This is a genomic window from Mycobacterium sp. NGS18, from assembly GCF_059813185.1.
In genome coordinates, this window is record NZ_JCALEC010000008.1 from 162,928 (window position 1) to 183,380 (window position 20,453).

22 protein-coding genes and 1 tRNA gene are annotated in these 20,453 nt (G+C 68.1%); 11 read left to right on the forward strand and 12 right to left on the reverse strand.

The window, feature by feature from the left end; all coding sequences use genetic code 11:
- Positions 1-172: 172 nt before the first annotated feature.
- From AC5Y31_RS16415 to AC5Y31_RS16435, 5 genes are read right to left on the reverse strand one after another with little or no spacing between them, the layout of a single operon-like run.
- Positions 173-457 carry a WXG100 family type VII secretion target gene (locus AC5Y31_RS16415; RefSeq protein WP_013827941.1) on the reverse strand — a complete coding sequence of 95 codons (285 nt, stop codon included), beginning with the start codon at positions 455-457 and terminating at the stop codon, positions 173-175.
- Between the two features lie 11 nt (positions 458-468).
- On the reverse strand, positions 469-765 hold the full coding sequence (locus AC5Y31_RS16420; RefSeq protein ID WP_047317297.1) for a WXG100 family type VII secretion target: 297 nt from the start codon (positions 763-765) through the stop codon (positions 469-471).
- 39 nt (positions 766-804) lie between these two features.
- Positions 805-2,067 (reverse strand): PPE family protein, encoded by a 1,263-nt coding sequence (locus tag AC5Y31_RS16425; RefSeq protein ID WP_499981601.1) that lies wholly within the window; start codon positions 2,065-2,067, stop codon positions 805-807.
- 8 nt (positions 2,068-2,075) lie between these two features.
- Positions 2,076-3,323 (reverse strand): PPE family protein, encoded by a 1,248-nt coding sequence (locus AC5Y31_RS16430; RefSeq protein ID WP_499981602.1) that lies wholly within the window; start codon positions 3,321-3,323, stop codon positions 2,076-2,078.
- A 9-nt stretch (positions 3,324-3,332) separates the two neighbouring features.
- Positions 3,333-3,632 carry a PE family protein gene (locus AC5Y31_RS16435; RefSeq protein ID WP_499981604.1) on the reverse strand — a complete coding sequence of 100 codons (300 nt, stop codon included), beginning with the start codon at positions 3,630-3,632 and terminating at the stop codon, positions 3,333-3,335.
- 488 nt (positions 3,633-4,120) lie between these two features.
- Between AC5Y31_RS16435 and AC5Y31_RS16440 the strand changes: the two genes are divergently transcribed.
- Together AC5Y31_RS16440 and AC5Y31_RS16445 are read left to right on the forward strand one after the other, a co-directional pair.
- Positions 4,121-4,426, forward strand: a complete 306-nt coding sequence (locus AC5Y31_RS16440) for a DUF732 domain-containing protein (RefSeq protein ID WP_082966555.1) — start codon at positions 4,121-4,123, stop codon at positions 4,424-4,426.
- A 70-nt stretch (positions 4,427-4,496) separates the two neighbouring features.
- Positions 4,497-4,570: transfer RNA gene (locus AC5Y31_RS16445), tRNA-Leu, on the forward strand.
- Positions 4,571-4,682: 112 nt separating this feature from the next.
- Here AC5Y31_RS16445 and AC5Y31_RS16450 read toward each other — a convergent pair.
- Positions 4,683-4,889, reverse strand: a complete 207-nt coding sequence (locus tag AC5Y31_RS16450) for an excalibur calcium-binding domain-containing protein (RefSeq protein WP_301631137.1) — start codon at positions 4,887-4,889, stop codon at positions 4,683-4,685.
- A 479-nt stretch (positions 4,890-5,368) separates the two neighbouring features.
- Between AC5Y31_RS16450 and AC5Y31_RS16455 the strand changes: the two genes are divergently transcribed.
- From AC5Y31_RS16455 to AC5Y31_RS16480, 6 genes are read left to right on the forward strand one after another with little or no spacing between them, the layout of a single operon-like run.
- Positions 5,369-6,424, forward strand: a complete 1,056-nt coding sequence (locus AC5Y31_RS16455; RefSeq protein ID WP_499981606.1) for a beta-propeller fold lactonase family protein — start codon at positions 5,369-5,371, stop codon at positions 6,422-6,424.
- Positions 6,425-6,465: 41 nt separating this feature from the next.
- Complete coding sequence (locus AC5Y31_RS16460; protein WP_065025860.1) at positions 6,466-8,097, forward strand: long-chain fatty acid--CoA ligase; 1,632 nt, start codon at positions 6,466-6,468, stop codon at positions 8,095-8,097.
- Positions 8,097-9,155: an NAD(P)H-dependent amine dehydrogenase family protein gene (locus AC5Y31_RS16465; protein ID WP_499981608.1), complete on the forward strand. Its 1,059-nt coding sequence runs from the start codon at positions 8,097-8,099 to the stop codon at positions 9,153-9,155. The genes AC5Y31_RS16460 and AC5Y31_RS16465 overlap by 1 nt, the downstream gene beginning before the upstream one ends.
- A gap of 16 nt (positions 9,156-9,171) precedes the next feature.
- Entirely contained in the window at positions 9,172-9,639 is a 468-nt protein-coding gene (locus tag AC5Y31_RS16470) for an SRPBCC family protein (protein WP_065025734.1), read from the forward strand.
- A 7-nt stretch (positions 9,640-9,646) separates the two neighbouring features.
- Complete coding sequence (locus AC5Y31_RS16475; RefSeq protein ID WP_499981610.1) at positions 9,647-10,513, forward strand: class II glutamine amidotransferase; 867 nt, start codon at positions 9,647-9,649, stop codon at positions 10,511-10,513.
- The gene (locus tag AC5Y31_RS16480) at positions 10,510-11,364 is read left to right on the forward strand and encodes a patatin-like phospholipase family protein (protein WP_065025732.1); all 855 of its coding nucleotides are present in this window, start codon (positions 10,510-10,512) and stop codon (positions 11,362-11,364) included. Before AC5Y31_RS16475 ends, AC5Y31_RS16480 begins: the two co-directional genes overlap by 4 nt.
- Here AC5Y31_RS16480 and AC5Y31_RS16485 read toward each other — a convergent pair.
- Positions 11,361-12,341, reverse strand: coding sequence for a patatin-like phospholipase family protein (locus AC5Y31_RS16485; protein ID WP_499981612.1), 981 nt, complete (start codon positions 12,339-12,341; stop codon positions 11,361-11,363). The genes AC5Y31_RS16480 and AC5Y31_RS16485 overlap by 4 nt on opposite strands.
- A 258-nt stretch (positions 12,342-12,599) precedes the next feature.
- Here AC5Y31_RS16485 and AC5Y31_RS16490 point away from each other — a divergent pair, with 258 nt between their 5' ends.
- Together AC5Y31_RS16490 and AC5Y31_RS16495 are read left to right on the forward strand one after the other, a co-directional pair.
- Positions 12,600-13,130 (forward strand): cysteine dioxygenase, encoded by a 531-nt coding sequence (locus tag AC5Y31_RS16490; protein WP_499981613.1) that lies wholly within the window; start codon positions 12,600-12,602, stop codon positions 13,128-13,130.
- A gap of 32 nt (positions 13,131-13,162) precedes the next feature.
- On the forward strand, positions 13,163-13,594 hold the full coding sequence (locus AC5Y31_RS16495; protein WP_499981642.1) for a rhodanese-like domain-containing protein: 432 nt from the start codon (positions 13,163-13,165) through the stop codon (positions 13,592-13,594).
- Here the strand turns inward: AC5Y31_RS16495 and AC5Y31_RS16500 are convergent.
- Genes AC5Y31_RS16500 through AC5Y31_RS16510 form a run of 3 tightly spaced genes read right to left on the reverse strand, consistent with a single transcriptional unit; the run spans position 13,526 to position 17,000 of the window.
- Positions 13,526-15,175, reverse strand: a complete 1,650-nt coding sequence (locus AC5Y31_RS16500) for an alpha/beta hydrolase (protein ID WP_499981615.1) — start codon at positions 15,173-15,175, stop codon at positions 13,526-13,528. The two genes, AC5Y31_RS16495 and AC5Y31_RS16500, sit on opposite strands and share 69 nt — an antisense overlap.
- A gap of 3 nt (positions 15,176-15,178) precedes the next feature.
- A complete protein-coding gene (locus AC5Y31_RS16505; protein ID WP_499981616.1) occupies positions 15,179-15,952 on the reverse strand; it encodes an enoyl-CoA hydratase in 774 nt (257 codons plus the stop codon).
- Positions 15,953-15,962: 10 nt separating this feature from the next.
- A complete protein-coding gene (locus AC5Y31_RS16510; RefSeq protein ID WP_499981618.1) occupies positions 15,963-17,000 on the reverse strand; it encodes an enoyl-CoA hydratase/isomerase family protein in 1,038 nt (345 codons plus the stop codon).
- Between the two features lie 166 nt (positions 17,001-17,166).
- Here AC5Y31_RS16510 and AC5Y31_RS16515 point away from each other — a divergent pair, with 166 nt between their 5' ends.
- Complete coding sequence (locus tag AC5Y31_RS16515; RefSeq protein ID WP_065025726.1) at positions 17,167-18,024, forward strand: Bax inhibitor-1/YccA family protein; 858 nt, start codon at positions 17,167-17,169, stop codon at positions 18,022-18,024.
- 182 nt (positions 18,025-18,206) lie between these two features.
- On the opposite strand, the gene AC5Y31_RS16520 is transcribed toward AC5Y31_RS16515, so the two are convergent.
- Together AC5Y31_RS16520 and AC5Y31_RS16525 are read right to left on the reverse strand one after the other, a co-directional pair.
- Positions 18,207-19,424, reverse strand: a complete 1,218-nt coding sequence (locus AC5Y31_RS16520; RefSeq protein ID WP_499981620.1) for an acetyl-CoA C-acetyltransferase — start codon at positions 19,422-19,424, stop codon at positions 18,207-18,209.
- 34 nt (positions 19,425-19,458) lie between these two features.
- Positions 19,459-20,313: an SGNH/GDSL hydrolase family protein gene (locus tag AC5Y31_RS16525; protein ID WP_499981621.1), complete on the reverse strand. Its 855-nt coding sequence runs from the start codon at positions 20,311-20,313 to the stop codon at positions 19,459-19,461.
- Between the last annotated feature and the right edge of the window lie 140 nt (positions 20,314-20,453).

Sequence of the window (20,453 nt, forward strand, 5' to 3'; positions counted from 1 at the left end):
GACGGTGGGCCGGAACCCGCGTTCGGTGGCGCCGGTCAAGGTCGCCCCCATTACAGGCACGGCGGTGTTGCCGGCGGTCGCGGTTGCGGCCCACGCCGGCGGTGATGTTGCCGAAGACAAAACAACCGGCGCAGCCCCCTCCGCTGCGCCGGTTTGCTTTGTTGGGGCTTGGTCAGGCCCAGCTGGAGCCCACCGAGGCGTCGGTGTTGGCCATGTTGTTGCCGGCGGTCTGCACCTTCTGACCGTGGGCGTTGGCCTGCTCGTAGATGACCGCGAAGTTGCGGCCCAACTGCGCCACGAACTCCTGGCAGGCCACCGAACCAGCGCCACCCCAGAAATCCCCGGCCGCCAGCACGTCATGCACGATCGCCTGGTGCTCGGCCTCCAACGACGCCGCCTGGGCACGAATCAACGCACCGTGGGCGTTGACGTCACCGAACTGGTAATTGATCGACATAGTTGCTCCTTCTAGCTCGACAGGATCTGCTGAGAAGCAGCTTCCTGCTGCTCGTAGTGGTTCGCATCGCGAATCAGACCATCACGCACGCCGTGCAGCATGTTCACGATGTTGCGAAACGCCGTCTGCATCTGACCCATGGTGTCCATCGAGGTCCGCTCGGCCAGACCACCCCAGCCCGCACCCGAGATGTTGGTCGACGACGCCCACATCCGCCGGGCCTCATCCTCCACCGTCTGAGCGTGCACATCGAAACGCCCCGCCATGCTGCGCATCGCGTCCGGATCGGTCATAAAACGTGTTGCCATCGCTGTGTCTCCTTACTTGAAATTCGTTGTCGCAGAGGTTTAACCGGCAACGACCGGACGGGGCATCACGGTCGGCTTGAAGCCGTAGCGGGGGGTGCCGAGGCCGAAACCGCCCCGCTCAGCGCCGACCGGCATCCCGCCGGGCACCGCGGCCATCGACTCGACCTCCTCCGGGGTCGTCCAGCTGCTGGCCTGCAGTGCGCTGGTCGCGGCGGCGCCTTCCGGGGCGGCCGCGACCCACGCCGGCGGCGCGGACAGTTCGCCGACCAGCGTCGCCTGCCCCACGCCCGCCGAGACCGCCGGCGTGCTGGCACCGGCAGTGAACGCTCCGGCCGCCGCCGAGGCGGCACCCGCCTCACCCCCGAGCGCGCCCAGGCTGCTCAGCGGGCCGCCGGGAGCCAGCAGGGCGCCGATCCCGGCACCTGCCGAACCACCGCCGAAGGCGTTGAAACCCCCGCCGGAGAAGAAGCTGGTCATGGTCGGGATCAAGCTGGCCGGCGTGAACGCCAGCGACGTTCCCGCGAAGCTCACCGCGCCGTTGAGCGGATCGCTTAGCAGCGAGGCGATGCCGTTCACCGAGGCATTGTTCAGGAAGGCGGACCACAGGCCGGAGAGGTCTCCGGCGGCTGCGGGCTGACTGGCCGCCGCCGGGGAGGCGAGACTCTGCACCGCGTTCGGCAACGACGAAATCAGCTGCGCCGTCTGCGCGGTGTTACCCGCCGCGGTGCTGCCGGCCTGACTGACCGCCGAAGCCTGGTTGGCCGTCCCGGCCGGATTCGTGGTCTGGCTGGGGTCGGTGAAGGGTTCCATCTTGGTCGCCGCCGCAGAGGAGGCGGCGTAGCTGTACATGACGTTGGCGGCTTGGGCCCACATCTGGAGATACTGCGCGTCGCTGGCCATGATCGCAGCGGAGTTCTGGCCGACGACGTTGGTCGCCACGAGTTGCTTCTGTTGGGCGCGGTTGGCGGTGATCACCGCCAGGGGCGGCGTGGACGCATGGGCCGCCTCGAATGCGGCCGCGGCAGCGGTGGCCTGGCTGGCGGCCTGCTCGGCCTTCGCCGCGGTGTCGGCCATCCAGGCCAGGTAGGGCCTCGCGGCGGCGGTCATCGACGCCGACGCCGGGCCCATCCACTCCTCGTCAACGAGCTGGGAGAGCGTCGTCTCGTAGGACGTCAGGGCCGAGGTGATTTCCGCGGCAAGCCCGCGCCAGGCGGAGGCGACGGCCATCATCGGGGCCGAGCCGGGGCCGGAGTACAGCCGCCCCGAGTTGACCTCGGGTGGCAGGAGTGCGTAGTCGACCATCGTTGCTCCTAGACCACCATCGGCTTTGGCATCACCTTGGGCCGGAACCCGTAACGCGGCGTGCCGTAGTGCATGCTCGGCCGCCCGGCGCCGGTGGGAACCGGCGGGGGCATAGACGCCATGTTGTTGTGGGTTTCCGCGGGGACCGCCCACCCCGAGGCCTGCGCGGTAAGCGAGGCGGCGCCGGCCGGGGTGGCCGCCGACCAGCTCGCCGGCGCAGAGAACGACGTTCCGACCAGGGACGCCTTGCCCAGGCCTGCGGTGACCGTCGGGCTGACCGCGCTGACCCCGAAGGCACTGCTTGCTCCGCTGGCCATGCCGCCGCCGAGTGCACCCAGGGCGCCCAGCGCACCACCGGGGCTCAGCGCCGCCCCCAGGCCGCTGCCGAGTGCACCGCCGCCGGCGGCGTTGAATCCGCCGCCGGTCAGGTAACCGATGAGGCTGGGCAGCAGGCTGGACGGGATGAAGGCCGCACCGGTGCCCATCGTGTTGGCGAAGTTGTACAGCGGGTTGCCGATCAAGTACGCGAAGCCGTTCAGCTCATTGTTGGCCAGTATCGACTCCAGCCACGTGATCCAGTCACCCGGCGGTGTGGCGGCAGCCGGGGACGACAGACCTTGTATCGCGTTGGGGACTGACGAAATCATCTGCGCCACTTGAGCATTGTTTCCGGCAGTGGTTCCGGCTGCCTGCGCGACCGCGGCGGCCTGGCTGCTTTGACCGGCCGGGTTGGTGGTCTGGGCGGGTTCGCTGAACGGGGTCACCTGCGACGCGGCGGCCGATCCGCTGGCGTAGCCGTACATCGCGGCGGCGTCCTGGGCCCACATCTCGGCGTAGAGGGCATCGAGGGCTGCGATGGCCGGGGTATTGATGCCCAAGACGTTGGTTGCGACCAGTGCCGCCTGCTGCACCCGGTTGGTGGTAACGACCGCCGGAGGGACCGTCGCTGCCCGCGCCGTCTCGTACACGGTCGCGGCGGCGGTGGCCTGGGCGGCGGCCTGCTCGGCTTGCGCGGCGGTGGTGTTCATCCAGGCGATGTAGGGCGTTGCCGCCGCGGACATCGACGCCGAACCCGGCCCGAGCCAGTCCTCATTGGACAGCTGGGAGACCACCGTCTCGTAAGAGTGTGCGGCAGAAGCGAGTTCGGCGGCCATCGCGCGCCAGGCCGAGGCGGCCGACATCATCGGCGCTGACCCCGGGCCGGCGTACATCCGCCCGGAGTTGATCTCGGGGGGCAGGGCTCCGTAATCCAGCATGAATTCCGCCTAACCCGCTGCGAGCGCGTTGGCGGTTTCGGTGGCCGCGTAGGACTCGGCGCTACCGTTCAAAGTGGCCACGAACATCTCGTGAATGGCCGCGGCCTGCGCGGCAACCGACTGGTACATGCTGGCGTGGGCGGCGAACTGCGCAGCGGTCAGCGCCGAGACTTCATCGGCGGCCGCCGGAACGACACCGGTAGTCGGAGCGGACGCAGCGGCGCTCTGGGCGTTGAGCGACGAACCGATCGCTTGCAGGTTGCCGGCAGCAGCCGCCAAGGCCTCCGGCTGCGTGGTCACGAAAGACATCTGGGTTTCTCCTCACGGATCCGAGAGTTACCCGGATTCCTGCGACCACGGTCCCGTATCACTGGGGGATTGTGAAAGCTGGTTAACCGCTTCTTAACCCGCGTGTCCCAACTTTTTACGAGCGCCTTCGCAGCGCTCTGACAGGCGGGGTGGACCGGGGCGGCCCGCGGGGCTTGGAGGCCTCGGAACGAAAAGCCGTGCAAGACGCCTATGAGCGGCAAGGGCAAGCTTTTCGTCGCTGCCCGTGAAGTGGTCCAGGTCACAGCGTGCCCGCAGTGTGCGTACGACGGCATTTCTACAGATGGCGCAAACGCGCCAAACTTACTGGCACGCAAGAACTTTAGGGATAACGAGCTGGCCCGGTTATGGCATCGGTGACGCGACTCGCTGACGATGTGAGCCGTCGGTAACGCGGAATTAACATGTTGATCCGGCGGAGTAAACGCTCCGTAACATGCTTTTAACGAACGCTCAGCAGACTACGAGCCATGAAACGGTTTCTGCTGCTGGCGGGCCTCACCGCCATGGTCGGTCTGGCGGTGCCCGCGCATGCCGAGCCGGTCGGTAGCGACGCCGCCTTCCTGACCCAGCTGAACGGAGCCGGCCTGAGCCACCGCGGATCCGACGAGGTGGCGATCTCCGCCGGTCACTCCGTGTGTCAGCTGATGGATGCCGGCCTGACCCCGATGGACACCGTGGTCGCGGTGCAGACCACCAACCCGGGATTCACACTGCAGCGCGCCGCGGAGTTCGCGCGCATCGCTGCGCAGAACTACTGCCCGCAGCACGCCTGAGTCGCTACGGGGTCCGCTACCGCCGTGCCGGTGGGCTGCCGTCGGCGTTGCCGCGTTAGATTCGCCGCGAGCCCCCATAGCCCAATTGGCAGAGGCAGCGGACTTAAAATCCGCCCAGTGTCGGTTCGAGTCCGACTGGGGGCACGGTGTTTGCGCTGGTGGCACCTCGGCCGCGGGTCCCCATTGACGCGCGTACCGGAACGCCGAACTGCCGATGCCGCGTGGCGCTGATCAAACCGCGCCTCGGGAGGGCCGGTCAGCACTCACAGCCGATGCCATCGCCGTCGCGGTCTAGTTTGGACTGGTATTTATCGGATGTTGCCGGAATGTCGCAGTCTCCGTTTGCCCTTGCTTCGGTGCAGTTGCGGTACGGGACTTCGGCATGGGCCGCGGGCGTGGACGGGATCGTCAGGGTCGGCAAGCCGGCGCTGAACGCCAGAGCGACCAACAGTGCACGGATCATTCAGGGCCTCCCAGGCATCACTTCGGCAAGAGCTGAGCCGAGGTTAGTTCCCTTCCGGCCGAGCCGCCTCGGGTTCCGGGGATCTCTTCCCGGGGCCTTATTGTCCGGCGCGGCCCTAGGGGCGCCTATACCCGCCCGCCTGGAGATTTGCAAGGTCATGTGACCAGAAAACTCGAATTGGATTCTTAGTTTCTTATTCAATGCTAATTGCGATACAGATCACAAGTTAGCCGATCAACGCATAATAGCTGCTCAAATGCGGCAGGATGCATTGCTGGCGACGCCCAGGGCAGCAGCTTCGTTCGCGGCGACCCAAGACCCGCTGGATTAGCCTGCGACGTCAATCACAATACTTACGTCATTTTCCTTTTACCCGGAATTCACCGCTAGGATCGACCGAACACCTCGTCCTGGCACCCCGGTCGTACTGGCCAAGCTGCGGCAGCTACGCGGGCGTGTGTGCAAAGACGATACGAAACGTGATCGATGGGAGCGATGTGGACGACGTGGTGGCTTACGGATTGCCCGGCCCGAGGACTCGCACCATCGACACTGTCACGCTGGGGCGCGGCCCGATCGGTGGCCTCGCGGTCACCGCGGACGGCAGCCGGCTGCTGGCCACCAACTACGGCGATGACACCGTCTCGGTGATCGACACCGCCAGCGGCACCGTCGTGGCCACCGTGTTCCACACTGACGAGCCGTTCTCGGTCGCCGTCGGCCCCGCCGGTACCGCTCGGGCCTACGTCACCGCCGGCTCCATGGCGCTCGATGCCGTACTGGCGATCGACGTCGACTCTGCCGAAGTCACCGGGTGTTACCCGGTGGCCCTGGGCATCGGTGAGCTGGTCGCCGACCCGATGGGCAGCCGCGTCTACGTCACCCGTACCGGTTCGACCGGCGTCGAGGTGCTCGCGCTCGATGCCACCATGAGTCCCGCCGGCGTCGCCCAGGTGTCCAGCAGTCCCGTGGCCAGCGCGGCCGGCCTGCGGATCAGCCCCGACGGCCGGCGGCTGTACGTGGCGGTCCGCCAGCCCGCCGGCGACAGCGTCACCGTCTTGGACCGCGAACTCAATGTCGTCGACGTCGTCAAGGTCGGCTCGACCGTCGTCGACGTGGCCGTCAGCCCGGACGGTGCCCGGCTGTTCGTGGCGACTTCCGGGTCTGATGGTCGCGGGGCGGTGCACGCCGTCGACACCCGCACCCACGCAGTCGGCGCCGGTTTCGTCGTCGACACCCAGCTGATCCAGCTCATCGTGAGCCGCGACGGCGAGCGCGCCTACCTGGTGACCGCGGCCGGTGTGCTGGTGCTGTGCGCTCGCACCAACGAGGCCCTCGGCACGCTGACCGCGACCACGGCGCCGGCCTGCGCAGTGGAGAGCCCGGATGGCAATCGGCTGTACATCGCCGGCTTCGATGGCGCGGTGACCGTCGCCTCGCTGGCCGGCCTGCCGTCGCCGTCGGCGTCGCTGCACGAGCAACTGGCGCTCGACGACGCCGTCAAGCGGATGCTTCAGCTCGAACCCGCCTTGTAGCCCCCGTCACACGGCCCGCGTCGGCATGGTCGAATATGTCGATGCGCAGCACAATGCAGAACTGGCCGTTGACGATCGGTGCCATCCTGCACCACGCCACCGGCATTCACGGGGCCCGCACCGTGACGACCATGACCGACGACGGTTTTCGCAGCACCACCTACCGCGAGCTTGGCGGCCAGGTGGCGCGGCTGGCCAATGGCCTACGGCGGCTCGGCATCAGCGGCGACCAGCGGGTTGCCACGTTCATGTGGAACAACACCGAGCACCTGGCCGCTTACCTGGCGGTGCCGGCGATGGGTGCGGTGCTGCACACGCTCAACATCCGGCTGTTCGCCGAGCAGATCGTGTTCGTCGCCAACGAGGCCGAGGATCGGGTGATCCTGGTCGACGTCTCGCTGGCCGGACTGCTGGCGCCGGTGTTGGCGCAGCTCGACACCGTGCACACCGTGATCGCGGTCGGCGAGGGCGACATCGCGGCGCTGGAGGCCTCCGGTAAGACCGTGCTGCGCTACTCCGACGTGCTGGCGGCCGAGTCCGACGAGTTCGACTGGCCGGTCGTCGACGAGAATTCGGCGGCCGCCATGTGCTACACCAGCGGCACCACCGGCAACCCCAAGGGCGTGGTGTACAGCCACCGGTCCAGCTACCTGCACACCATGGCGGGATGCACCACGAACGGCATCGGAGTCGGCTCAAGCGACTGCGTCCTGCCGATCGTGCCGATGTTTCACGCCAACGCGTGGGGGCTGCCTTATTCGGCGCTGATGGCCGGTGCGGATCTGGCGATGCCCGACCGGCATCTGGACGCCGCGTCGCTGGTCGCCCTCATCGAAACGCAGCGACCCACGGTGGCCGGCGCGGTGCCGACGATCTGGAACGACGTCATGCACTACTTGGATCGCGAACCCGGCCATGACATCTCGTCGCTGCGGCTGGTGGCGTGCGGCGGTTCGGCGGTCCCGGTGTCGCTGATGCGCGCGTTCGAAGAGCGCTACGGCGTGCAGGTGCGGCAACTGTGGGGCATGACCGAGACTTCGCCGCTGGCCACCATGGCCTGGCCACCGCCGGGCACCCCGCCCGAGGAGCGCTGGTCGCTGCGCGGCACCCAAGGGCAGCCGGTGTGCGGGGTCGAGGCACGCATCGTCGACGACGACGGCGCGGTGCTGCCCAACGACGGGGAAGCGGTCGGCGAGCTGGAGGTGCGCGGCCCGTGGATCACCGGCGCCTACTACCGCGGCCAGGACGAGTCCAAGTTCTCCTCGGGCTGGCTGCGCACCGGCGATGTGGGCCGCATCGACGCCCAAGGCTTCATCACCTTGACCGACCGGGCCAAGGACGTGATCAAGTCCGGTGGGGAGTGGATCTCCTCGGTGGAGCTGGAGAACGAACTGATCGGCCACCCGGACGTGGTCGAAGCCGCTGTGGTGGGGGTGCCCGACGAACGCTGGCAGGAACGACCGCTGGCCGTCGTGGTGGCACGCGACGGCGCCTCGGTGAGCGCGGCCGAACTGCGAAGCTTCTTGTCCGACAAGGTCGCCCGCTGGTGGCTGCCGGAGCGCTGGACATTCGTCGAGGACATTCCGCGTACCAGCGTCGGCAAATACGACAAAAAGACCATCCGAGCCCGATACTCCGAAGATCAATACCAGGTGAGCGAGGTGCGTGACTGATGAGTCTGCGGGTGATCCAGTGGGCGACCGGATCGGTGGGGGTGGCCGCGATCAAGGGTGTGCTCGAGCATCCCGACCTCGAGTTGGTCGGCTGCTGGGTGCACTCGAAAGCCAAGAGCGGCAAGGACGTCGGCGAGATCATCGGGGCCGAGCCACTGGGCGTGACGGCCACCGGCAGCGTCGAGGAGATCTTGGCGCTCGATGCCGACGCGGTGATCTATGCGCCCCTGATGGGCAACGCGGATGAGGTTGCCGCGCTGCTGCGGTCCGGCAAGAACGTCGTCACCCCGGTGGGTTGGGTCTATCCCACCGCGCGGTCGGCTGCTCCGCTGGAAGCGGCTGCCCAGGCCGGCAATGCTTCGCTGCACGGCGTCGGTATCGCTCCCGGTGCCGCCAGCGAACTGTTCCCGCTGCTGCTTTCGGTGATGTCTACCGGGGTGATTTTCGTTCGGTGCGAAGAGTTTTCCGATCTGCGGACCTACGGTGCGCCGGATGTGCTGCGCCACGTGATGGGATTCGGCGGCACGCCCGACAGTGCGTTGACGGGTCCGATGCAGAAAATCCTCGACAGTGGCTTCGTCCAGTCGGTGCGGCTGTGTGTGGACCGGCTGGGGTTCGCCGCCGACGACCGGATCCGCTCATCGCAGGAGGTGGCGGTGGCCACCGCGCCGATCGACTCTCCGATCGGTGTCATCGAACCCGGCCAGGTCGCCGCCCGCCGGTTCCACTGGGAGGCGACTGTCGGTGACGAGGTGGTGGTGCGGGTGACGGTCAACTGGCTGATGGGCGAGGAGAACCTTGATCCACCCTGGACGTTCGGCCCGGCGAAGGAGCGCTACGAGATGGAGGTACAGGGCAATCCGAACACGTTCGTCACCGTCAAGGGCTGGCAGCCCGAGACCGTCGACGAGGGGCTGCAGAGCAATCCCGGTGTCGTGGCGACCGCGGCGCACTGCGTCAACGCCGTCCCGGCGACCTGCGCGGCCCCGGCTGGCGTCGTCGGGTTCTTCGACCTGCCGCTGATCACCGGGCGGGCCGCCCCGCGACTGGCGCGCTGAACGCTAACCTCGAACAGTGGCCTTCACCGTCGAGCAATCCCGCGTGATAGCGGTGGCCGTCGAGGACGCGTTCGACGGCACCCTGCCGCTGCCGCTGCCGCAGCTGTTTCGGCACTGGTACGGGCCGATTCCCCCGATCAAAGAAGTGCTGGGCCAGACCGGGGCATGGGAGACGGTCGGCCAGACCCGGCTCGTGCGGCTGACCGGCGGGGGCAGCATGCGCGAGGAGCTGACCAGTGTCGACCCTCCGCGCTCGTTCGGCTACTGGCTGACCGAGATCAAAGGCCCGTTGGCGCCGCTGGTTCAGTTGGTCGAGGGCCGATGGCAGTTCACTCCCACCGCGGCGGGCACCACGGTCACCTGGCGGTGGGTCATCCACCCGAGATCCGCGCCGGCCGCAGTCGCGATGCCGGTGCTCGGGCGACTGTGGAAGGGCTACGCCCGGCGGGCCCTGGCGCAGTTGGCCACGCTGCTGGAGGGCTGAGGCACCCATGTGCCGCCTGTTCGGACTGCACGCCGGCACCGATGCCGTCGCGGCCACGTTCTGGTTGCTCAACGCCCCGGACAACCTCGCCGCCCAGAGCCGGCGCAACCCCGACGGCACCGGGCTGGGCGTGTTCGGCCGCGACGGACGCGCACAGTTGCACAAAGAACCCGTCGCAGCCTGGCAGGACAACGATTTCGCCACGGAGGCACACGAACTGACCGGCACCACCTTCGTCGCGCACGTGCGGTACGCCACCACCGGCGCCCGCGACGTCGCCAACACCCACCCGTTCCTGCAGGATGGCCGGATCTTCGCCCACAACGGCGTGCTGCGCGGCCTCGATGTCCTCGAGGACCGACTCCGCGAGCTGGGCACCGCCGATCTGGTTGTCGGACAGACTGATTCCGAGCGTGTCTTCGCGCTGATCACCGCCGCGGTCCGGGCGCACGACGGCGACGTCGGCGCGGGCCTGCGCGACGCGGTCGGTTGGCTGGCGGCCCACGTGCCGATCTACGCGCTCAACATCCTGCTGGCCACCGCCACCGACATGTGGGCGCTGCGCTATCCCGACACCCACCAGCTGCACCTGCTGGACCGCCGCGACGGCGCCGAGCCGTTCGGGGTGGACCTGTACACCCAGCGCATCCGGGCACAGTCCGAACAGCTGCGTGGCCGGCCGGCGGTGGTTTTCGCCAGCGAGCCGATGGACACCGATCCGCGCTGGCGGCTGCTCGCCCCGGGCGAACTGGTCCACGTCGACACCGGGCTGCAGCTGCGCACCGAGCTGGCCTTCCCCGATCCGCCCTCCCGGCAACTGCGCCGGGAGGAACTGACCGCTGCTACGCAGGAGGCTCAACACCCGTGGTTGTGACAGGCAAGCGAGCCCTGGTGCTGGCCGGCGGGGGAGTGGCGGGCATCGCCTGGGAGACCGGCGTGCTGTGCGGGATCGCAGACGAGTCGCCGTCCACCGCAGCGGCGCTGCTGGAATCCGATGTGCTGGTCGGCACCTCGGCCGGTTCGGCGGTGAGCGCACAGATCGGTAGCGGAATGAGCTTTGAGGAGCTGTTCGCCCGTCAGGTGGCCGAGTCCTCGCCCGAACTCGACCCCGGGATCGGAGGCGAGGAGATCGCGGAGCTGTTCCTGGCCGCCATGACCAGACCGAACACCACTGCCGCGCAGAAGATGCAGAGCATCGGTGCGGTGGCGCTGTCCGCCGAGACGGTCCCGGTCGCGGTGCGCCGGCGCGTGATCGAGCGTCGGCTGCCGTCGCATCGCTGGCCGGATCGTTGTCTGCGCATCACCGCGATCGATATCGACACCGGTGAGCTGATGGTGTTCGAGCGGGACTCAGGCGTGGATCTCGTCGACGCGGTGGCGGCCAGCTGCGCGGTGCCGGGGGTCTGGCCGCCGGTCGTGATCGACGGGCGGCGCTACATGGACGGCGGAATGCGCAGCACGGTCAACCTCGACGTCGCCGACGATTGCGATGTGGCCGTAGTTCTGGTGCCGTCCGGGGAATCGGCGCCGTCGCCGTTCAGTGCCGGTGCGGCCGCCGAGATCGCGGGCTTCGGCGGGCGTGCCTACCCGGTGTTCGCCGACGGCGCGGCGTTGCGGGCCTTCGGCAGCAACCCGCTGGACCCGGCCTGCCGGGTGCCGTCGGCGTGGGCTGGACGCGAGCAGGGCCGCCAACATGCCGCCGCGCTCGCCGAATACCTTGATTAGTCGGGTCTATCGGAATCGAGGGCCTGGGCGGTCAGCTTGCGGCCGATGCCGATTATGTCTGTGGCGCAATGGAAGTCCAGGCTGCGGCAGGTCGTGCGGGGCACCTCGATCAAGAGATCCGGCGGGTGTGTGGCCAGATGGTGGCGGGTCAGCGCCGCCTGGGCGATATCGATAGTGCGGTTCATCACCTCAAAGCTGCCGAGCTTGGGAACCTCCGGCTCGGACTCGGTCTCGCCGTCGGATTCGGTCTCGCCGTTGCCGAAACGGCCGAACAACGCGTGGGCCGCGTTGGTGTCCATCAGCGCAGAGGTGCTCTGCAGCATTCGCGTCAGCCACGCCGGCGTCGAGCCCCGGCTCGCCTCCCCGTCGGTGTCCTCGCAGTCCTCGGGCGCGAGGATGTCGGCGGCGTTGGCGCCGCTCAGGTTGACCGCGACGGTCAGATCGGCGTTGACGGCGGCGATCGGTCCCATCGGCACCGGATCGAGGATTCCCCCGTCGGCCAGCAGCCGCCCTTCGACGACGTGCGGGGAGATCACGCCGGGGATGGCGATGGACGCCCGGATCGCCGCGTGTAGCGGTCCGCGCTGCAGCCACACCGATCGTCCCGAGATGAGATCCGTCGTCACCGCGGTATAGGGGATCGGCAGTTCCTCGATGTTGATGTCGCCGACGATGTCGCGGACGACATCGAGGATCTTCCCGGCGCGCAGCACCCCCGCCGCGGTGAAGGTCGGATCCAACAACCGCAGCACCGCACCCTGCGTCAGCGTCTGGGCCCAGTCGGCGAATTCATGCAGCCGGCCGGCCGCCTGCAGACCGCCGACCAGCGCGCCCATCGACGAGCCGGATATGCCGACAATCTCGTAGCCGCGCGCGGTCAGTTCGTCGATAACCCCGATATGGGCGTAGCCGCGGGCGCCGCCGCTGCCGAGCGTCAGTGCCACCCGCTTGGAAGCAGAAGATGTCACAGCCTCCATTGTGACGGGCGGGCCACCGGCGAGTTTTTCGCACGGCTGATTAAAACCCATGCGGTTCGCTCATCACGGACATCATCGCTGGTCAGGGCGGTCGCCGTTGGCGGGGTAGGAGCCGGCGACGCGGAACTGACGCTGCCTGGCGATGTAGTGTGAGTCGCGTGATGGAGCACGTCGGATTCCAGGGCTGTTGTTGCCGCAGCTGAACGCTGCCGCCGACCCCTGTCTTGAATCCACCCCATCCGTTCTGGAGTTTTCCCCATGGTTATCGCTGATCCCATCGCGTTGCGGCCTTCGGCCTCCCGGCACCGCTCGCTGCGCCTGCCCGACCTCCTGCAAACCACCGACCTGGCCGCCGACGCGGTGCTCGACGGGCGCTACCAGCACCTGCTGCCGGCATCCGGCCTGCCCACCGACAGCCGCTGGTTCACCCGGATCCACGGCGACGAGCGGCTCGACATCTGGCTGATCAGCTGGGTTCCCGGCCACGCCACCGAACTGCACGACCACGGCGACTCGCTCGGCGCGCTGACGGTGCTGTCCGGCTCACTGGACGAATTCCATTGGGACGGCGAACAGTTGGCGCAGCGTCGGCTCAATGCCGGCGACCAGGCCTCGTTTTCGCGTGGCTGGGTGCATGACGTCGTCTGGGCGCCGTCCGATCCCGGGCCGACGCTGAGCGTGCACGCCTACTCGCCGCCGCTGGTGCAGATGTCCTACTACGACGTCGCGGACGACAACACCTTGCGCCGGCAACGCACCGAGCTCACCGAACACCCGGAGGCATCGTGACCACCACCCAGCTGACCAGTCGTATCGACGGGATGCTCGCTGCGGCGCGGGCGCGGCTGAACCGGATGACCGCCGAGCAGGTGCCCGCGGCGCTGCGCAACGGCGCGATTCTGGTCGACATCCGGCCGGCGGCCCAGCGCGCGCAGGAGGGCCAGGTGCCCGCCGCTTTGGTGATCGAGCGCAATGTGCTGGAGTGGCGCTGCGACCCGACCAGCGACGCCCGGCTGCCGCAGGCGGTCGGCGACGACGTGCAGTGGGTGATCCTGTGCTCGGAGGGCTACACCTCGAGCCTGGCCGCGGCCGCGCTGGTGGACCTGGGCCTGCATCGCGCCACCGACGTCATCGGCGGGTATCACGCCCTGGTCGCCGCCGGCGCGCTGGTGGAGTCGAAACCATCACGCGTTCGAGTGCAGCAGCGGTCGGAGCCGCTCGGTTTTGTCTGCGGTCCACCCCGCTGGATGTAATATCGCCGCCCAGGCATCGGCGACGTCGGCGACGTAGCGGTGGCCGTACCCGTCGGGCACATCGACCGCCACTGCCATGTCGGCGGAGACCTGCAGGAACGTCACGATCGGTTTCCACTGCACCTGCGGCAGCACGTCGTAGCCTCGCGGCTCGGACAGCCAATCCGGTTTGTGGAACAGCAGGTCCGGGTTCCACCAGGCGATCGGGTCCGAGGCGTGCTGCAGGTACACCACGCGCGGGGTGCTCCAGGGGGCGTCCGGGCGCGCCAGATCGCCGCCGCGGGCGACGAACCGCGCGTTGCGGCCGTCGTCGTAGGTCGGAAGCCATTGCGGGGAACCGGGATCGCGGTTGATCGTCAAGTCTTTCCAGATGGTGTTCTGAAACGTCGGGCCGGAGAACAGGGCACCGTCGGTGCGCGCCAGCACATTGTTGAGGTTCATGAACGGGGCCTCGCCGCCGAACGAGCCGAGGCTCTCGCCGAACACCACCAGCTTGGGGCGCCCGGACTCCGGCATGGCCCGCACCTGTTTGTCGACCGCCTCGAACAATGCCTGTCCGGCCTGGCGGGCGCTCTCCCTGTCGACCAGGAAGGACAGCCAGCTGGGCAAAAACGAATACTGCATGCTCACGATCGCGGTGTCGCCGTTGAACATGTACTCCAGGGCGGAGGCCTCCGCCTCGTTGATCCAGCCGGTGCCGGTCGTGGTCGCCACGGCCACGACGGCGCGGTTCAGCCCACCGGTGCGGGCCAGTTCCGCTGCGGCCAGTTCGGCTGTCGCGCTGATTCCTTCGGCGGAATTCAGTCCGGCGTAGGCCCGGATCGGCTCGGTCGCCGGTGTGGCGTTGAATGCGGTGAGCTGCGCGACGCTCGGTCCGCCGGCCACGAAGATACGGCCCTGATGGCCCAGCGTCTCCCAGGAGCCCAGTGATTCGGGACCCCCGGACCGCAGCCGGCTCGTCGGAGCCGCCTGGTCGGGATCCATCTCTTCATTGACCGCCGCGAAGGTGTTGTTCAGCGCGCGCATGCTGAACTTCACCACCACGCCGTTGAGCAGCGCGATGGTCAATCCGACCAGCAGCGCCACCACAACGACCACGGAAACCCGCGGCGGGGCAATGCGATTCAGCTGACGCACACCGGTCCGGACCAGTATGCACAGCAGTTGACCCAGTTCCACCAGCACGAACAGTGTCAGCACCGCCAGTCCGGCCGCCATCGGGAAGCAGTGCCAAGCCAGTTGCGGCACACCCATCAGCGAGCGGACCTGCCACTGCCAGTCGTGGAAGCGGACGATCATCACCACGTGGGTGACGACGGCGACCGGGATCAGCACCGCCCAGGCCCAACCCGGTGCGGGTGGGCTGGTGTCCTTGGAACGCATGTATCGCACCAGCCACACGATCAGTACCCCGAGCCCGTAACCGGCGGCGCCGGATGCGCCGCTGACCAGACCCTGGAACAGCGGCCCGCGGGGCAGCAGCGACGGCGTCATCGACAGCCAGATGAACACCAGTCCGGTGGCGGTGCCGGTGAATGTGTAGTGCCTGATCCACCAAGGCGTTTCGGCCGACCGGGCCATCGGCTAGCGGTGGGTGAAATTCGGTGTGCGCTTCTCGGTGAACGCCGCCATGCCCTCGGTCTGGTCGTCGGTGGCGAACGCCGAATGGAACAGCCGGCGCTCGTAGAGCAGTCCCTCGGCCAGGGTGGATTCGAATGCCCGGTTGACGGCTTCCTTGGCCATCCGGGCCGCCGACAGGCTCATTCCCGCGATCGTGGCGGCGACTTTGGCGGCCTCGGCCAACAGGTCATCGGCCGGCACCACCCGGGAGACCAGGCCGCTGCGTTCGGCCTCTGCGGCATCGATGGTGCGGCCGGTCAGGATCAAATCCATCGCCTTGGCCTTGCCGATGGCGCGGGTCAGGCGCTGGGAGCCACCCATACCCGGCAGCACACCGAGTTTGATCTCCGGCTGGCCGAACTTCGCGGTGTCGGCGGCGATCAGCAGGTCGCACATCATCGCCAGTTCGCAACCGCCGCCCAGGGCATGCCCGGCCACCGCGGCGATGGTCGGGGTGCGCACCGCGGCCAGCTTGGACCAGGCGGCGAAGAAGTCGGCGGCGAACACGTCGGCGAAGCTCAGATCGGCCATCTCCTTGATGTCCGCACCGGCGGCGAACGCCTTGGCGCTGCCGGTGATGATGATCGCGCCGATGCCCGGGTCGGCGTCGAAATCGGCTGCCGCAGTGGTGACTTCGTTCATCACCTGGCTGTTGAGCGCGTTGAGTGCCTGCGGCCGGTTCAGCGTGATGGTTCCGACGCGTCCGTCACGGTCGACCAGGATGGTCTCGTAGCTCATGGGGTGCTCCTTAAAAGGCTAGATCGGGTTCGGCTGGGGCGAAGTAGGTTTCGATGTCGGCGGCGCTCACCTCGGCCAGGGTCGCCGGTGACCACTGCGGGTTGCGGTCCTTGTCGACCAATTGGGCGCGGATGCCCTCCACCAGGTCGTGGGAACGCAGCGAGGCGGTCGACACCCGGAACTCCTGGACCAGAACGTCTTCCAGCGTGGCCAGCTCACCCGACCGGCGCACCGATTCCAGCGTCACCGAGCAGGCGATCGGCGAGCGGGTGCCGATCAGGTCGGCCGCGGCGTTGGCGGCCGGGTTGGAATGGCCGGTCAGCGCCGCCACCATCTCGGCGACCGTGTCATGCGCATAACACTCGTCGATCCACTCACGGTCTGCGGCAAGGGGGCTCGGCGGCGGCTCGACCGCATGGGCGGCCAGCGCGGCCTCCACCCCGTCGGCGATCACTGCCGAAGTGAACTCACCCAATCGGTCACGCGGCACGAAGTGGTCGGCGAAACCCAGCGCGATCGCGTCGGCCCCGGAGAACGGTGCGCCGGTCAGCGCCGCGTGCAGACCCAGGTGGCCCGGTGCGCGCGACAACAGGTAGGTGCCGCCGACGTCGGGAATGAAGCCGATACCCACTTCGGGCATGGCCATCTTCGTGGTGTCGGTGACCACCCGGGTGTTGGCGTGCGCGCCGACACCGACGCCGCCGCCCATCACGATGCCGTCCATCAGCGATACGTACGGCTTTCCGAACTCGCCGATCTGGGCATTGAGCAGATACTCGTCGTGCCAGAAGCGCCGCGCGTCGGTGCCGTCGGCTTTGGCGCTGTGATAGATAGCGACCACGTCACCACCGGCGCACAGGCCGCGCTCGCCGGCCCCGGCCAGCACCACCGCGCTGACCGCCGGGTCATCGGCCCACGCCGAAAGCGTCGCGGCCATCGCGGTCACCATCGGCAGATTCAGGGAGTTGATCGCCTGCGGACGATTGAGCGTCAGCAGCCCGACCCCGTTCTCGACGTGGGCCAGCACCTCGTCAGATTCACCTGTCACGCCTTCGCAATGTAGATCCCTACCCGCGGTCGACCGACCGCGGGTAAGGTTTGGCGGAAGAACGGCCCGGATGTTGGGAACCCCGGCGGATCGTGGATCGTTGATCAAGTTGTTCGCACAACTTTCGTGTCAGAGCACAGGACAGCATTAAGAGAGGATCGGGAAGGTGCGGGAAACCAGCAACCCGGTATTTCGTTCGTTGCCCAAACAGGGCGGTTACGCGCAGTTCGGAACCGGCTTCGGTGCCGCCGGCGCAACCCAGCAGATGAGCCAGGGTTACCCGGGTCTGCAGAGCCCGCAGACCGACTACCGGCGGGAAGTCAGTCGCCCGCTCACCATCGACGACGTCGTCACCAAGACCGGCATCACGCTGGGGGTGCTCAGCGTCGCCGCGATCGTGTCCTTCTTCCTGGTGTCGGCCAACCAGGCCCTGGCCGGTCCGCTGACGTTCGTCGGCGCGTTCGGCGGACTGGCGCTGGTCATGGTGGCCATGTTCGCCCGCAAGCAGGACAGCAAGGCGCTGGTGCTCGGCTACGCGGTGCTGGAGGGGCTGTTCCTCGGCGCCATCTCCTGGGTGCTGACCGCCTTCACGGTGGGCACCGGCAACGCCGGCTCGATGATCGGACAGGCCGTGATGGGCACCCTCGGGGTGTTCGGCGGCATGCTGGTGGTCTACAAGACCGGCGCCATCCGCGTCACCCCGAAGTTCACCCGGATGCTCGTCGCCGGGATGTTCGGTGTGCTGGCCCTGATGATCGGCAACCTGGTGCTGTCGCTGTTCGGCGTCGGCGGGGGTGAGGGCCTGGGCCTGCGTAGCGGCGGCACGCTGTCGATCGTGTTCTCGCTGGTCTGCATCGGCATCGCCGCGTTCAGCTTCCTGATCGACTTCGACGCGGCGGATCAGCTGATCCGGGCCGGGGCGCCGGAGAAGGCGGCCTGGGGTATCGCCCTGGGTCTGACTGTCACGCTGGTCTGGCTGTACCTGGAGATCCTGCGCCTGCTCAGCTACTTCCAGAACGAGTGACCTTCAGCTTTCCCCGTCGACTCTGCGCCTACCAGGCAAGCTACTCGCACTTTTGCCTGGTAGGCGCAGAGTCAACTGCTTTTTGGGGTGCGGTCCCTGAAAACGGCATTGACTCTGCGCTGACCAGGCAGGTCACTCGCACTTTTGCCTGGTGAGCGCAGAGTCAACTGCTTTTTGGGGAATCAGCTCAGCCGCTCGACCACCATGGCCATGCCCTGGCCGCCGCCCACACACATGGTCTCCACGCCGAACGTCTTGTCGTGGGTGGCCAGGTTGTTCAGCAGGGTGGCGGTGATCCGGGCGCCGGTCATGCCGAACGGGTGGCCCAGCGCGATCGCGCCACCGGACACGTTCAGCTTGTCCTCGTCGATGCCGAGCTCGCGCGCGGAACCGAGCACCTGCACGGCGAAGGCCTCGTTGATCTCGAACAGGTCGATGTCCGAGACCGACATCTTCGCGTTGGCCAGAGCCTTCTTGACCGCCTCGATCGGGCCCAGACCCATGATCTCCGGCGACAGGCCGGAAACCCCGGTGGCCACGATCCGGGCCAGCGGCTTGAGGCCCAGCTGCTTGGCCTTGGTGTCGCTGGTGATGACCACCGCGGCCGCGCCGTCGTTCAGCGGGCAGGCGTTACCGGCGGTGATCGTGCCGTCGGGCCGGAACACCGGCTTGAGCTGGCTGATCTTCTCGTAGGTGGTGCCGGCGCGCGGGCCGTCGTCGGTGCTCACCACGGTGCCGTCCGGCAGCGTGACCGGGGAGATCTCGCGGGCGAAGAAGCCGCTCTTGATGGCCTCCTCGGCGCGGTTCTGGCTGCGCACGCCCCAGTGGTCCTGGTCTTCGCGGCTGATCCCGGTGTGCAGCACCACGTTCTCGGCGGTCTGGCCCATCGCGATGTAGACGTCGGGCAGGTTGCCGTCGGCGCGCGGGTCATGCCATTCCGTGGCGCCGGCCGCGGCGGCCTCGGAGCGGGCCATGGCGTCATTGAACAGCGGGTTCTTGCTGTTCGGGGCGCCGTCGGCGGCACCGATACCGAACTGCGACACCGTCTCCACCCCGGCGGAGATGAACGCGTCGCCCTCGCCGGCCTTGATCGCGTGGAACGCCATCCGGGTGGTCTGCAGCGACGACGAGCAGTAGCGGTTCACCGTGGTGCCCGGCAGGAAGTCATAGCCGAGCAGCACCGAGACGACGCGGGCGATGTTGTAGCCGGCCGCACCGCCCGGCTGGCCGCAGCCCATCATCAGGTCGTCGATCTGGTGCGGGTTCAGCTCGGGCACCTTGTCCAGGGCGGCGCGCACCATCTGGGCGGCCAGGTCATCCGGCCGCATGGTGACCAGCGATCCCTTACCGGCCCGGCCGATCGGCGAACGAGCAGTTGAGACGATGACAGCTTCGGGCACGGTGACTCCTTGCGATCGGGTACTCCAGGGAAATCTAGTCCGCTGGGGCCAGCACGTGTGAATCGGCCTCGTCCAGTGCGGCGCACAGTGCCGGGATCACCTGAGTCGCCGCCAGCGCGTAACCCGCGGCCGAGGGGTGGTACTGGTCCGGGGCGAACAGCAGCGCAGGGGACTCGCGAAACGCCGGGGCGCAGAAGTCGGCGAACGGAACGGCGATACCGCCGGCGGCCTTGACGGCCTGGGTCTGGGCGCGCGCCAGCTGGCGCGCCCGGGCATGCGCGACCCAGCGCAGCGGTTGTGGGATCGCGCTGATCACCGAGAAATCGGGGCAGGTGCCGACGACCACCGCCGCACCGCTGGAGCGCAGTCGTTTCACCGCCGCGTGCAGTCGCTGCGCCGAGACGGCGATGCCGTTGAGCGTGGTGACATCGTTCGCGCCGATCATGATCACCGCCGCGTCCGGTGGCGGTCCCGCGACGAACATCGCGTCGACCTGGCCGGCGAGGCCCTTGGAGGTGGCGCCGACGATTGCCTTGGTGCTCAGGCGAATCCGCTTACCGGTGCGCTCGGCCAGCGCCCTGGCGATCAGCGCGCCGGGCACCTCCTCGGGCGAACAGCAGCCGTAGCCGGTCCCGGTCGAGTCGCCGAAGATCATCAGGTGCAGATCGACGCTCATGCCGCGCTGAAAACGGTCCACCGTGGCGTCGCCGGCAACGTAGATGCCGTCGGCGCACGGCGGGATTTTGCACGCCCGGGGGATGGTTTGGCGCGCCAGATCGGCCTGACCGGCCAGCAGATTGCGCACACCCAGGTAAAGGGTTCCGCTGGAGGCGAGCGCCCCGGCAGTGGCCAGCGTGATCGCCGACCGCCGCGCCACCCGGATCCCCATGCTGCAAGTTTAGGCGTGCACGCATCCCGGGCGCCCGCGCGCAGCAAACAAAAATGATCACGATGCGGACCCGAAGCCGTATCGGAACAAACCCTGAGATTTCTTCACAGACTTTTCCGTGTGACGATGCGAGGTACCGC